This is a genomic window from Polyangium sp. y55x31 (assembly GCF_029946505.1).
Lineage (GTDB): Bacteria > Myxococcota_A > Polyangia > Polyangiales > Polyangiaceae > Polyangium.
Map to the genome: position 1 here is coordinate 353,104 of NZ_JARZHG010000007.1, position 14,266 is coordinate 367,369.

9 protein-coding genes are annotated in these 14,266 nt (G+C 69.5%); 6 read left to right on the forward strand and 3 right to left on the reverse strand.

The window, feature by feature from the left end; genetic code table 11:
* The first annotated feature begins 71 nt into the window (after positions 1-71).
* From QHF84_RS16650 to QHF84_RS16665, 4 genes are all read left to right on the forward strand, one after another.
* On the forward strand, positions 72-2,915 hold the full coding sequence (locus QHF84_RS16650) for a glycoside hydrolase family 65 protein (protein WP_281314287.1): 2,844 nt from the start codon (positions 72-74) through the stop codon (positions 2,913-2,915).
* Positions 2,912-3,820, forward strand: a complete 909-nt coding sequence (locus QHF84_RS16655) for a universal stress protein (RefSeq protein ID WP_281314288.1) — start codon at positions 2,912-2,914, stop codon at positions 3,818-3,820. The genes QHF84_RS16650 and QHF84_RS16655 overlap by 4 nt, the downstream gene beginning before the upstream one ends.
* Positions 3,821-3,919: 99 nt before the next feature.
* Positions 3,920-6,235, forward strand: coding sequence for an AAA family ATPase (locus tag QHF84_RS16660; protein WP_281314289.1), 2,316 nt, complete (start codon positions 3,920-3,922; stop codon positions 6,233-6,235).
* A 197-nt stretch (positions 6,236-6,432) separates the two neighbouring features.
* The gene (locus QHF84_RS16665) at positions 6,433-7,767 is read left to right on the forward strand and encodes a hypothetical protein (RefSeq protein ID WP_281314290.1); all 1,335 of its coding nucleotides are present in this window, start codon (positions 6,433-6,435) and stop codon (positions 7,765-7,767) included.
* Between the two features lie 12 nt (positions 7,768-7,779).
* Here QHF84_RS16665 and QHF84_RS16670 read toward each other — a convergent pair whose 3' ends face one another.
* Positions 7,780-10,023 (reverse strand): TonB-dependent receptor, encoded by a 2,244-nt coding sequence (locus QHF84_RS16670; protein ID WP_281314291.1) that lies wholly within the window; start codon positions 10,021-10,023, stop codon positions 7,780-7,782.
* Between the two features lie 103 nt (positions 10,024-10,126).
* Between QHF84_RS16670 and QHF84_RS16675 the strand changes: the two genes are divergently transcribed.
* Positions 10,127-11,857, forward strand: coding sequence for a bifunctional metallophosphatase/5'-nucleotidase (locus tag QHF84_RS16675; RefSeq protein WP_281314292.1), 1,731 nt, complete (start codon positions 10,127-10,129; stop codon positions 11,855-11,857).
* Positions 11,858-11,860: 3 nt separating this feature from the next.
* Here QHF84_RS16675 and QHF84_RS16680 read toward each other — a convergent pair whose 3' ends face one another.
* A complete protein-coding gene (locus QHF84_RS16680) occupies positions 11,861-12,382 on the reverse strand; it encodes a M17 family peptidase N-terminal domain-containing protein (RefSeq protein WP_281314293.1) in 522 nt (173 codons plus the stop codon).
* A gap of 11 nt (positions 12,383-12,393) precedes the next feature.
* Entirely contained in the window at positions 12,394-14,019 is a 1,626-nt protein-coding gene (locus QHF84_RS16685; protein WP_281314294.1) for a thiamine pyrophosphate-binding protein, read from the reverse strand.
* A 47-nt stretch (positions 14,020-14,066) separates the two neighbouring features.
* On the opposite strand from QHF84_RS16685, the gene QHF84_RS16690 reads away from it, so the two are divergent.
* The coding region (locus QHF84_RS16690) for a hypothetical protein (protein ID WP_281314295.1) at positions 14,067-14,266 on the forward strand (200 nt) is incomplete at its 3' end.

The window sequence follows — 14,266 nt, forward strand, 5'->3', positions numbered from 1 at the left end:
GGCCCTGCACGGATCGGGTGAGCTCGGGGGCACACGATGTCGGCACGGTCCTCGCTCGATGAACGAGGCCCATGACGTCCACCGCTTCTGCCGAAATCCGAGAGCCTGCGTCCGGTCGCTCGTCCGGGTTCGTCACGACGTCCCTCCGGCCCGAGCTCGACCACGTCTTTCGCGTGTTCGTGCTGAGCTTCGATCTGCGCGGAACGTCGGCCCAAGCGCCCGAGTCGACGCAGACGCTCGGACTCGTGGGCACGTTACTCGGCCGAGGCGCGCGGGTGGCGATCGTGACGGACGCGAGCCTCGAAGCGCTCGCGCCAGCGATCGATACGGCGATCGCAGACGAGCCGAGGAAACGGCTCTACGTCGCGACGGACGGGGGCGCGCACCTCTTCGGATTCGACCACCGCGGCCGGCCCGTCGGGGTCGTGCCGGCGGCGGACCACGGGGACGTGCTTTCGTTCATGATGCGCGAGATCGCGCAGCCGCTCGGGCTCGCTCCGGAGGACGTGCTCGTCGTGGGCGAGGCGGGCGGGCTGCCGGCCCTCGCGGAGATCCTGGAGCAGCAGCTCGCGCTGGAAGCACAGCTCGGGCCGTTCGCGCCGCCGCGCGATCCGGCGTGGATGGTGGTGGAGAGCGGCTTCGACGTGGCGCGGGAGCACGAGATCGAGTCGCTGCTCACGATCGCGAACGGGTACCTCGGGATGCGTGGATCGCTGGCCGAGGGCAGCAGCGTGTCGCGGCCGGCGACGTTTCTGGCGGGGGCGTTCGAGCTGTCGTCGGACGTGTCGCCCGTGCCGGAGCTCGTGATCGCGCCGGACTGGGGGCGCCTGCGGTTCATGGTGGAGGGCGAGCCGTTCGGGGTGGAGACGACGACGATGGAGCGGCACCACCGGACGCTCGACATGCGGCGCGGGCTGCTCCTGCGGGAAGGGCTCGGGACGGGGCCGGGCGGGCACGCGACGCGGATCCGGACCGCGCACCTCGCGTCGCTCTCGAACCGGCATCTGCTGCTCGAAGCCGTGGAGATCGCGCCGCAGAATTTTTCGGGCACGGTCTTGATCGACGCGGTCTTGTCGGGCGACGTGAAGAGCGGGAGCGGCGCGTCGCACTGGGCCGGGTTCGAACCACGTCAGGGGCTCGTGGGGCCGATCCTCGTGGGCAAGACGCACGGCGGGCTCGAGCTCGCGCTGGCGTCGCGCACGACGGCGGCGGATCCGGGCGCACTCGAGATGCGCTGCGAGCGGGAGCTCGGGCCGGTGTCGGCGATGGAGCGGTGCACGCTGCACGTCCGGCTCGGCGAGCCGAGCGTCTTGCACCGCGTGGTCGGTCTGTTCACGTCACGTGACGGAACAGCACCGGTGCAGCGGGTCGAGCTGCTGGAGCGGGAAGCGGCGGCGACGTCGTTCGACGCGCTGCTCGGCGAGCACGTGGCGGCGTGGCAGACGCGATGGAAGCAGTCGGACGTGGAGATCGACGGGGCGCCGCGGATCGAGCGGGCGCTCCGGTTCGCGCTCTACCACCTGATCGCGACGGTGCAGCCGAACGATCCGCGCTGCTCGATCGGCGCGCGCGCGCTCTCGGGCGAGGCGTACCGGGGTCACGTCTTCTGGGACACGGAGATCTTCATGGTGCCGTTCTACGTGCACACGTGGCCCGAGGCGGCGCGGACGCTCCTGCTCTACCGGCACCTCACGATCGACGGCGCGCGGCGCAAGGCGAAGAAGCTCGGCTACGCGGGCGCGCTCTACGCGTGGGAGTCGGCGGACACGGGGGACGAGACGACGCCGGAGTTCGTGCGGAGCCCGGTCGGCGAGATCGTGCCGATCCTGTCGGGGCTGGAGGAGCACCACATCAGCGCCGACGTGGCGTACGCGGTCTGGGCCTACGCGCAGAGCACGGGCGACGAGCGGATCCTGCGCGAGGAGGGCGCGGAGATCATCATCGAGACGGCGCGCTTCTGGGTGAGCCGCGGCTCGGTGAAGGTCGACGGCAAGTTCCACATCGACCGGGTGATCGGGCCCGACGAGTACCACGAGAGCGTGGACGATAGCGCGTTCACGAACTGGATGGCGCGGCAGAACCTGAGGTACGCGGTGGCGATCGCGCGGGGCGTGGGCAGCACGAAGGCGGCTTCGCTCGGGGTCACGCCGGAGGAGGTCAACCACTGGGAGGAGATCGCCGGGCGAATGTACCTCGGCGAGGATCCACGCACGGGGCTGCTCGAACAGCACAAGGGGTTTTTCGACCTCGAATTCGTGGACGTCGCCGCGTTTTCGCCGCGCACGGTGCCGATCGACGTGCTGCTCGGGCGCGAGCGGACGCGGCACTCGCAGGTCGTGAAGCAGGCCGACGTGGTGCAGCTCCTCGCGCTCTTGTGGGACGAGTTTTCGCCGAGCGCGCGCAAGCAGAACTTTCTCTATTACGAGCCACGCACGGCCCACGGCAGCTCGCTGTCGCCCGGGATCCATGCGCTCGTGGCGGCGCGGCTCGGGCTTCTGGAAACGGCCACGCGGTACCTCGAACAGACGGCGTCGATCGACCTCGGCAACAACATGGGCAACGCCGCGGGCGGCGTGCACGCGGCAGGGCTCGGGAGCCTGTGGCAAGCCGTGGCCTTCGGCGTGGCGGGCCTCCGGACGGCGCCCGAGGACCCGGAGACGCTGATCGTCGCGCCGACGCTCCTGCCGGGCATGCGGCGCGTGTCCTTGCCGATGCAGCTCCGCGGTCGGTCGCTCATGGTGCACGCGCTGCCGGGCGCGGTGGAGGTGCACGTGACCGGAGGGACCGCGCCGATCGGGCTCGCCGTGGAGAGCGCGGCAGGGACGACACACAAGGTGCGCGCCGAGCCCGGACGGGCCTACGTGGCGCGGCGCGAGGAAGAAGGGTTTTTGGCGTGGGAGGAGATCAAACCATGAAGCCGGCGGATCTCGCGGAAGCGATGTCGCACGGCGTCGAGCGAGGCGCCGAGGAAGGGCCGCGCAGCGAGGCGCGGCCGAAGAGGCAGCGGGTGCTCGTGGCCCTGAACAGCGCGGACGCCGCCGCATCCCACGCGGCGATCGCGATGGGACGGCTCGTGGCGAGGACGCTGCACGAGCCGCTCCACGGGATCTTCGTGTCGGAGACGAAGGTCGCGCCCGGGGAGCTGTCGAGGCTCCTCGGGCTTTCGCCGCACGCGCTCGACGGCGTGGTGCTCGACGTGGAGGCCGGCGATCCGGTGGAGCGGATCGTGGCCTTCACGGAGGCGCACCCGACGGCGTTCGTGATCGTGGGCGCCGAGAACCGCGAGCGCGGGGGCCTCGGGGTGGGTGAGCTCGCGGCGCACACGATCGAGCGGTCGCACGCGCCGGTGATCGTGGTGCGGCCGGAGGAGCGGGTCTCGCTCGCGCGGATCCTCGTGCCCCTCGACGGGACGCCGAGCACGGCGAGCGCGCTCGAGCCGGCCGGGGACCTCGCGCGGCGGGCGGGCGCGTCGCTCGACATCGTGCTCGTGGGCGAGGCGCAACACGGCCCGCACCTGGAGCCGGGCGCGATGGGCGCGCCGCAGTACGTGGACCAGCCGCATCACGAGTGGCCCGCGTTCTCCGCGGAGTTCGTGCATCGCTTCCTGAAGACGATCGGCCACTGCCCCGAGGCCGTGCCGACGCGCTTCTTCCTCGGCGCCGGCGCCCCCGCGGACGAGATCCTCCGCTTCGCCGACACCCTCGGCGTGGATCTCACCGTGCTCGTGTGGCACGGGCTCCGGAGCGAGGAGCATGGCGCGGTCTTCGAGCGGGTCCTGCGTAAGGCGACCTGCCCCGTGCTCGTGCTGCGTTGCTGCTGACGAGACGGACAGGCTCTCGCGCGTGGTGTCGTGGACGTCGGCGACGCCGCGCGCGGAGGGCCGGGCGAGGGGCGGGGTCGGGTGGTATCTTCCGGTGATATGCCCGCACGTGAGCTTACCGCAGCGGAGTGCCTCAAGCGCATCGAGCCCGCGGAGCTGCCATTCCAGACGACCGAAGAGGTAGAGCCCGTCTCGGGCATCGCGGCGCAGGAGCGCGCGCTCGCGGCGCTTTCGTTCGGACTGGATATCCGCCACTCCCGGTTTCACGTGGTCGTCGTGGGTCCGTCCGGCTCGGGCCGGACGTTCTGCGCGCGTCAGGTCGCCCGGAGGCTCGCCGCGACGTTGCCCACGCCCGACGACATGTTGCTCCTGCCGAACCCGCGGCGACCGAGCGAGCCGACGGTGCTGACGCTGCCCGCGGGCGAGGGACGTCCGTTCACGGAGGCGATGGAGGAGCTCTACGCAAAACTCCTCGAGTCGATCCACGGCGCGACGGAAGGCGAGCGGTGGAAGCAGGCGCGGGCGCGCGGGCAGCGGCGCGTGGAGGCCGAGGAGTCGAGGCTCGAGGAGGAGCTCCGCGCGCAGGCGAAGGAGCTCGGGCTCGACGTGGTGCGCGCTGGGCGCGAGTTCCAGGTGACGCCGCTCGTCGACGAGAGCCCGCCGAGCGAGTCGATCCGGCAGATCACGACGGCGATCGAGGGCTTCGAGGAGCGCCTCGCCGAGGTGCAGGACGAGGCCGACGTGGAGCTCCGCGCGACGACGAAGCAGCTCCTCGGCGACGCGGTGAAGGCGTGCTTCTCGCCGGTGCGCGCGCGCTTCGAGGGCCGCGAGGAGCTGCTCGCGTTCCTCGGCGATGTGGAGACGCTCGTCACGCGCGAGACGCGCTTGCTCGTGGACGAACCCGGCAATGACGAACAGCCGGTGCTCGTGCAGGGCATCGTGGTGCCGACGCTGCTCACCGAGCACAAGCCGGGGTCGGGCGCGCCGGTCGTGGAGGTCCCGTATCCGACCTTGTCGGCGTTGTTCGGCCGGAGCTACGCGCCGCCCGACACGGGCACGCCGCCGGAGCCGGGGTTCGCCGTGGCGGGCGCGTTGCACCTCGCCAACGGGGGATTTTTGATCCTGCCGGCGAACGCGCTGCTCAAGAACGAAGCGCTCTACGAGCAGCTCAAGGCGTGCTTGCTCGCGAGCAAGTTCATCGTGCCCGAGCACAACCCCACGTATTACCGCGGCACGAGCGAGGAGCTCATGTTCCCGCCGATGCAGCTCGACCTGAAGGTCGTGCTCATCGCGAGCCCCGACCTCTACCAGGACCTGCACGAGGCCGACCCCGAGTTCTCGCAGCTCTTCAAGGTGCAGGCGCGCTTCGAGGGCACGATGCCTCTCGGCGCGGCGCTCGCGACGTACCCCTCGTTCCTCGCGGACATCGTGCGCGAGCGGCGCCTCTTGCCGCTCACGGCCGACGCCGTGGCCGAGCTCTTTTTCTACGGCGGCCGCCTCGCCGAGAGCCAGCGCAAGGTCACCGCGCAGCTCGGCCTCCTGGCGGAGGTCGCGACGGAGGCGAGCTACCGCGCCACGCGCAAGGGCAAACGCGTGATCGACGGCGGCGAGATCGTGGGTGCGCTCGCGGCGGCGCGGCGGCGGAGCGATCATTTCCGCGACCAGGTCCACGAGCTGCTCGCTGACGGCACGATCCGCATCGAGGTCACGGGCCGACGCGTCGGCCAGGTGAACGCGATCTCGGTCTTGAGCGACGGACCGGTCACGTTTGGCCGGCCGTGCCGCGTCACGGCCGTCGTGTATCCGGGGACCGAGGGCCCCGTGAACATCGCGCGCGAGGTCGAAATGAGCGGGCCGATCCACGCGAAGGGCGTGCTCGTTTTGTCGGGCTTCTTGTCGCTCCGGTTCGCGCAGCTCCGCCCGCTCTCGTTCGGCGCCTCGCTCGTCTTCGAGCAGACCTACGAGGCGATCGACGGCGACAGCGCCTCGTCGAGCGAGCTTTACGCGCTGCTCTCGGCGCTCTCCGGGTATCCGCTCCGGCAGGACCTCGCGGTCACGGGCAGCGTCGATCAGCAGGGCGGCGTCCTGCCCGTGGGTGGTCTCAATGAAAAAATCGAGGCATTCTACGATCTCTGCGCGGCCAAAGGCCTGACGGGCCATCAGGGCGTCCTGATCCCGGCCACGAATCAGCACGCGCTGATGTTGCGCAGCGATGTGGTCGAGGCTATCGAGCGTAAACAATTCCACGTTCACGTGGTTTCTGCGGTCGAAGAAGGTATCGAGCTGCTCACAGGCTCGCCCGCCGGTATCGCGGACGACACCGGCCATTATCCTGCGGGCACGGTCTTCGGCGCGATCGAGCACCGGCTCGAGCGGTTTTGGCGCGCGATGGCGGAGACCGGTCGGGCGCGTTAGCTGCGGGACGGGAGCAGCCGACCATTGGGCGCTCGGGGTTCGCCCCGGACAATAGGTCGTCGATTTTCGTGCGTCCTTCCGCCGATTTCTTGCTGCACGACGGACACGCCTTGCCTGTAGACTGCTCGCGGCCGCACGGCCCCCACGTTCGTCGGGGCCGGAGGCCTCGACGCGGTTCAGCTTTTCAAGGAGTGGCCATGCGGAACTTGGTGAAGTGGATCGGGCTCGTCGGCCTTGCAGGCAGCACCGTGCTGGGCGCCGCATGCACGGCCACGGGCGGCAAAAACGTCTTTGGCGACGGCGGTTCCGGCGGCGAGGACTGGGCGGGCGGGGATGGCAGCGGCGGGACGGGCGGCAACATGCAGGGCTCGGGCGGCTCGAACGCCGACGGCGTGGGCGGCTCGTTCGTCGGCCCCGGCGCGGGCGGCAGCGGCGCCGGCGAGCCCGTCTGCAGCACCGACGTCAACCTGGACGACGACGGCGACGGGTTCAGCGAGGCGGCGGGCGACTGCAACGATTGCGACGCGAACGTCAGCCCGAACTCGGTCGAGGTCGTGGGCGACGCGATGGACCCCGAGTACAAGCCCTCGGACGAGAACTGCAACATGGTGGTCGACGAGGCGGTCGAGACCTGCGACAGCGGGATCGCGACCGACACGCAGGATCCGTTCGACGCGGCGCGCGCCGTGGAGCTCTGCAAGATCGCCACGCCGGGCGGCAATGACTGGGGCGTGCTCAGCGCGCAATGGGTCATGGCCGACGGCTCGCCGGCGAACGGCAGCGCGAACTATCACCTCGGCCACGGCGTCTTGAGCGGCTTCGGCCCGAACGTCACGCCGCGCGGGGGCAGCAAGATCTTCAGCGTCTCCAGCGGCTCGGCGCGTCAGCCGACGGACCCGGGCTACCAGAGCCCGAGCGGCTTCAGCAAGGGGTACAACAGCGGCCATCCGCAGGGCTTCCCGAAGGAGTCGCCGGCGTGCCCGGGCGTGATCACGGGGACGCCGTACGACGCCACGGCGGTCGAGCTCGAGATTCGCGTGCCGCAGAATGCGAAGGGCTTCTCGTTCGACTTCAACTTCTACACGTACGAGTGGCCGGGCTACATCTGCAGCAAGTACAACGACTTCTTCGTGGCGATCCTCTCGCCGATCCCGGCGGGCCAGACGGACGGGCAGATCTCGTTCGACATGCAGGGCAATCCGATCAGCGTGAACAACGCGTTCATGAACGTCTGCGGCTGCGTGAACGGTCCGCCCTGCACCGCGGGTGGAAAATCGTTCAATTGCCCGCTCGGCACGGCGGAGCTCGCGGGCACCGGGTTCGATGATCCGAGCTACCCGCACGCGGCGACGAGCTGGCTGAAGACGCAGGCGCCCGTCACGCCGGGCAGCATCATTCGGATTCGCTGGGGCGCCTACGATTCGGGCGACGGCGTCCTCGACTCGACGGCCATCATCGACAACTGGCAATGGAGCGCCGAGGCCGGCACCACCGTCGGCACGGCCCCGATCCCGCCGGAAGATCCGAAGTAATCGGTCTTCGTCCTACCGGTGATCCCACCGCAGCCCGACGTTGATTTGACGGAATCCGCCCGTTTGAATCCCGTCGGGCAACCTCGTCGCCACGAACACCTGATCGAGCGCGTTCTTCACCGTGAGGAGCGCGCCGAGCCCCGTCTTCGCGTGACGGTAGCGTAAAGCCACGTCGACGAGGTGATACGCCGGCACGACGCCGATGCGCCCCGTGGGGTCCACGAGCACCGTGTTGTATTCGTCGGCGAACTGGTCGCTCAGGTAGCTCCACGCGACCTGCCCCCCGATTCCGATCCGATGCTCGACGTCGAGCGTCGCGCTCGCCGTGTGGAGCGGCGCATACGGCAGCCGATTGCCGTCGAACGGCCCGCCGCGGAACGTCGCCACGGAGAAGGTGTATCGCCCCGTCAAATCGATCGTGAGCGGCAAGGAGAGCGCCTGGCCGAGGCCGACCGTGACCTGGGCCTCGGCGCCTCGGTGCAGGGTTCGCCCGCCATTGGCGAGCTCGCTCTGCTGCCCGTTCGCCTCCGTGCCGGTGACGATCTGGTTGCGGAAGCTCATGACGAACCCCGTGACCTCGGCGCGAATCCATTTCGGCCTCGCGAGCCGCATGCCGATCTCGTAGTTCGTGCTCTCTTCGGCGTCGAGCTGGGCGTCCTGGCCGCCCGGCAAAATCGCAGCCGACACGCGCGGCGGCGCATACCCGACGTGCACCCCGCCGAAGAAGTTCAGCTTCGGCGTGCCGTATACCATTCCGATTCCGGGCATCACCGCGAGCGAATCGCTCGTGCCGCGGTTCGTCACGTCCTTCGACGTGCCGGTCTCGGCCGTTCGATCCACGCTGCGCAGGTTCGCCGCGTATTCGACGCGCACGCCGGGCGTGACCAGCAAATCGTCCCGGAACGCGAGGCGGTCCTGGATATACCCGGCGAGCGCGAACGTGCGGTGGTGCTCCCGGGTCTCGAGGTTCCCGGCCGCCGTGTTCACGATGTCGCCCTGGAACTGCTTTCGGTCGGCGGTCTCGATGTGCGCGCGCGCGCCGGCCGTGATCGTGTGGCGCACCCGGCCCGTCTCGAAGCGGTGCTCGACGCGCGGCTCGATGCCGAGGACCTGGTAATCGCGGTCCCGGACCATCGAGGTATTGCGGAAATAGATCGCGGCGCCCGAGACCGTCGGATCACCGACGATCCGCTCGTACGTCACGTCCGGCTTGGCCTCGCGGTCGTAGTTCTGCCGGCGCCAGTCGCGATCCGTGATGTAGCCGTAGAGGAACGTCCGCAGCCGCGTCGCCTCGGAGAACCGGTATTCGTGCATGAGCGAGGCGTCGTAGCGGCGCACGTTGAACCCGTCGTGCGGCGCGATCGAGGGCGTCCGCGGGTCGAGCTCGAACATGTGGCGCGTCAGGCCCACGTACGTCGAGCGCGAGAACTCGTCGTACACCGCGATCTTGAACGTGGCCTCGCCGCGCGCCGAGGTCGGGAACGCGACCTTGCCCATGAAGTCCGTGGCGTGGAACTCGATGTCGCGGAAGCCGTCGCCTTGCTTGCGCGTGAATTGCAGGACGTACCGCGCGTCGCCGGCCGTGCCGCCGTACAGGCCCGAAAGCTTGAAGTAGTTGCGCTGCCCGGCCTGCGCCTCGAGCGACCACTCGGGTTTGTCCGGGGGCAGCGCCGTGAGGAAGTTGACGACGCCGCCAATGGTTTGAGGTCCGAATAAAATGCTACCCGAGCCCTTCACGACCTCGACCGCGCGGATGCGCTCGACGGGCGTCGAGTAGTAGAGATCGGGCTCGCCGTACGGGTTGATCGCGACGGGCATGCCGTCTTCGAGGATGAGCACCTGACGGCTGCGCGTCGGGTCGAGGCCGCGCATGCCGACGTTGAGCCGCAGGCCGAGCCCCTCCTCGGGCCGCACCACGAGGCCCGGCACGCGCCGCAGGATCTCGCCCGTCTCCGCGGGCATCGCGCGGCGGATCTCCTTCGCGCCGATCAACGTGCCCGAGCCTGGGACCTTCTGGAGCGCGTCGTCGCTCCGGCCGAGCACGCTCACCTCGATCACCGGAGACGGCGCCGCCTGCGCCTCGGCCTCGCCCTCCTTGGGCTTTGCGGGAGCGGCGTCGGGGCTCGGCGCGGCCTTCGCGGGCGCCTCGTTTGGCGGGGCGTCGGGGGCCGGGGGCGCGGGCTTGGCCTCGTCGGCGAAGGCCGGGGTCACGCAGGCGAGCAGGAAAAACGAGCCGAGCAGGGTGCGAGGGCGCATGCGATTCTCGAGGGAGCCGATGCCCTGTAACGTTCTTGAAATTGAAAGTCAACAGCGATGTCGCGCTGGCTTTCGGCGCGGGGTGGCGTGTACGCTCGGAACGATGCTGCCTCGGATTCGTGATCGTGCCCGGACACACGCCCCTGCCCTGCTCATGGCTCTCGTCGTCGCCGCGGGCTGCGGCGCGCCCGCGGTCGAGACGCCCGCGAAAGGCCCGGACGAACCCGCAAAGGCCACGCCGACGACGGAGACGACGACGGCCGCGACGCCGCCGCCCGCGCCGAAGACGGGCTGCGCGGTGCTCTCGATCAACGATACGTACCGGATCGAAGCATTGCCCGGAGGCAAGGGCGGCATGGCGCGGGTCCGGACGATCCGCAAGGAGCTCGAAAAGAAGTATCCGGACCTCGTGGTGCTGCACGCGGGCGACATGTTGTTCCCGTCGCTGCTCAGCAACATGTACAAGGGGCGGCAGATGGTCGAGGCCGTGAGCCGGCTCGACGGCGGTCCGGGCCAGGACACGCGGCTCTTCGCGGCGTTCGGCAATCACGAGTTCGACAAGGACGACCCGTCCGTGATCTCGGCGCGGCTCGCGGAGTCGGAGTTCCGCTGGCTCTCGGCGAACGTGCATTTCAAGGCCGACGACGCGGGCAAGCCCGCGGTGAGCCTGCCCGAAGGAAAGGTCCTGCCGCGGACGATCGTGCCCTGCGGGCCGCTGAAGCTCGGCCTGTTCGGCGTGACGATCGGCGCGGATCAGCCGTACATCGCGGCGATCCACGACCCGGTCGAGGCCGCGCGCACGCAGACGGCGGCGCTGCGAAAAGAGGGCGCGGACGTGGTCGTGGCGCTGACGCACCTGTCCATGACGACGGATCGGGGGCTGCTCGAAACGCTCGGCGCCGAAGGACCGGACGTGATCCTCGGCGGGCACGAGCATCAGAAGCAAAAAGCCGCGGTGGGAGAGCGCGTGGTCTACAAGGCCGACGCGGATGCTGTGAGCGCAAACGTTCTGACGATCGATCGTTCGAATGGCAACCTTCGGATCTCCCACGAATGGGTGCCGCTCGAAGGCGCGGCCGTGCCCGAGGACCCCGAGATGAAGGCGTGGGTGGACGCCACGCTGAAGAAACACGAGGACGAATACTGCGCGAAGACGCGCAGCTTGCCCGCGGGCTCCGGTTGCCTCTCCGAGGTGCTCGGCACGGCGGGCGAGGATCTCATCGCCGAGGAGCTCGAAATTCGCCGCTTCGAGACGAACCTCGGTGACTGGATCCTCGACCAGGCGCTCGCCGCATTCCCCAAGGAAAAAAAGCGCCCGCAGCTCGCCTTCGTGAACAGCGGGACGTTGCGGATCAACCTGAACCTGCCGAAAGGCGAGAAGATCACGACGCGGAACATCGAAGAGCTCTTCGCATATCCGGCGATCCTCCACCTCATCGAGATCAACGGCGAGACCTTGCAGAAGGTCGTGAACCACAGCATCGAGGACTGGACAGGCCAGGGGCATTTCCTGCAAATCGCCGGGTTCGCCTTCGAGCACGACACGGCCAAGAAGACGGCCTCGAAGCTGACCTTGCTCGGCGCCAAACCTCGCAAGATCGGGCCGAAGGACGTGCTCTACGCGGTCACGATCGATTACCTGGTCGATCCGAAGGGGAAAAAGGACGGCTACTCGGTGCTGAGCTCGGCGAAGGTGATCGCCAAGGGGCCGGACATCAAGCAGGTCGTGCTCGAGAAGCTCGCCGCGCTGAAAAAAGAGAACAAGCCGCTCGCGCCGAAGGTCGACGGGCGCATCTGCAATACGGAACGGAAAGGGGTTTGTCAGGCGCTCTGAATTTCAGAGAACGCGCCGCACCCGCCGCCGCTCTTCGATCATGTGCTGCGTGATCCGTTGCTTGCCGTCGGCGCCCTCGACGAGCGTCCAGACGTCGTGCTCGCGCTTGCGGCCGGCGCTCGCGAGCAGGATGTCGGCCGCGCGTTCGGCCGGGATCAGGCCGTCCGGGCGGCCCGGCAATTCGACGACCGCGACGCGCGCGGCCAGGCCCTCCATCACGTCGAGCATGTGCTGAACGACGCGGCGGAAGGCCTCCTCGCCGAATCCCTCACGTGGACCCGCCCCGAAAAACAGGAGCTTGTCGAACGTGAGGCGCGGCTTGCCCGGCACCATCAGGACCTCGCCGAGCTTGCCCGTCAAAAAGCCGCTGCGGAGCAGGCCGGAGAGGTGCCCGGCGAGGCGCCAATCGCAAAGACCGAAGGCGCCGTGCACCGGGCGCGCGTCCGCCCAGACGCTGCACGCGAGGATCTCGGTGTCGAGATCGTCCAGGCTCGTGAGCTCGGGGTTGCAGAAGCGGAGCTCCACCTCCCGCCTCGCTACACGCTGATCGCGCCCTTGCGGAACTCGCTGCGGGCGATCTTGACGTTCACGCAGGACGGTTTGTCCGCGGCGAAGGCCGCGTCGAGCGCCGGTCCGAGGTCCTCGGTGCGCTCGACCCAGTAGCCCACGCCGCCGAGCGCCTCGACGACCTTTTCATAACGCGTGTAATCGAGCGACGTGGCCGGCGAGCGCTCCGCGCCGTAAAGGTCGACCTGGCCGCGGCGAATCTGCATCCACGCGGCGTCGTTGCCGATGATGCTGACGACCGGAATGCCCTGGCGCGCGAGCGCCTCGAACTCGGCCGCGTTGAAGCCGAAGGAGCCGTCGCCGTAAATGAGCACGACACGCGCGCCCGGACGGGCGAGCTTCGCGGCCATCGCATAACCGGGGCCGACGCCGAGCGTGCCGAGCGGGCCCGGGTCCATCCAGAGCTGCGGCCATTCGAGCTTGATCACGTTCGCCGCCGTGGCCACGAAATCGCCGCCGTCGCCGATGACGATGTCCTCCTTGCCGAGGCGCTTTCCAATCTCGTCGCAGACGCGCAGCGGGTTCGGCGGGTCGGTCGTGGCGTCGATCTCGGGCTGCATCTTGGCGCGCGACTTGTCCTCGGCCGCGCGCATCGCCGCGATCCAGCCGGGCGCGCGCTTCTCTTTCACCTCGGCGAGGAGCTGCTCCAGGACGAGGCCGCTGTCGCCGTGAATGGCGACGTCGACCTTGCGATTGCGGCCGATCTCGTTGCCGTCGAGGTCGATCTGAACGACCCGCGCGCCCGGATTGATGGCGCGGCCGTATTCGAGGCGGAAATCGAAGGGCGTGCCGAGGACGACGCAGAGATCGGTTTGTCCAAGCGCGACGCGGCGCGACCGGGCGAAGAAGTTCGGGTGCGCGTGCGGCAGGCCGCCGCGGGCCATGCCGTTCAGGAAATACGGGGCGTCGATCGCATCGGCGAACGCGCGCAGGATCTCCTTGCGCGGCGACCAGCGGAGCTGCGTGCCCACGATGAACATGGGCCGCTCGGCCTCGCGCAGCATGGCCGCGGCGCGGGCTACCGCGTGTGGATTGCCGGCGGGGCGCGGGGGTTCGTCGAAAGGAACCGTGGCGGGCGGGGCGTCGTCGCCGAAGTTCATGAGCAGATCGAGCGGCATCTCCAGGAAGACCGGGCCGGGGACGTTGCCCTGCGCGATGCGGAAGGCGGCGTCGATGTACTCCTGGATGCGGTCGGTGGAGGGGACGGAGACGCTCCACTTCGTGACCGGGCGCATGAGCTCGACGTGGTTCATGTCCTGGAGCGAGCCCATGTCGGCGAGCAGGCGCGGGCCGGCGCCGCCGATGACGATCATCGGGATGCCCGCGCGCTGGGCATTGGCGACGGCGGTGACGGTGTCGGTGACGCCGGGGCCGGCCGTGACCGCGCAAACGCCGGGCTTGCCCGTGACGCGGGCCCAGGCGTCGGCCGCGTGACCCGCGGTCTGCTCGTGCCGGACGTCGACGACGCGGATGCCGTCGTCGAGACACCCATCGTAAATGGCCTGGATGTGCCCGCCGCAGAGCGTGAAGAGGTGCGTGACCCCGTGCCGCGCGAGCGCCTTCGATACGAGCCTGCCGCCGTGGACCTGTGCCATGGCGGGGCATATACCACGGGAGGGCCGGCCGATGATAGGCTCCCGCCATGACGAACTGGTTTGCTTGGAACATCGGCCGGGCCACGGCGGCGATGGCGCTCGTTTGCTGGGGCTGCTCGGGGGACGGCCCGGGCGCGAATACGACGGGATCCGGCGGATCCGCCGGCTCGGGCGGGTCGGGCGGCGACGCGGCGGGCCCGGGCTCGGGCGGCAGCGCGGGCGCGGGCGGCAGCGGCGGCGCGGGCTC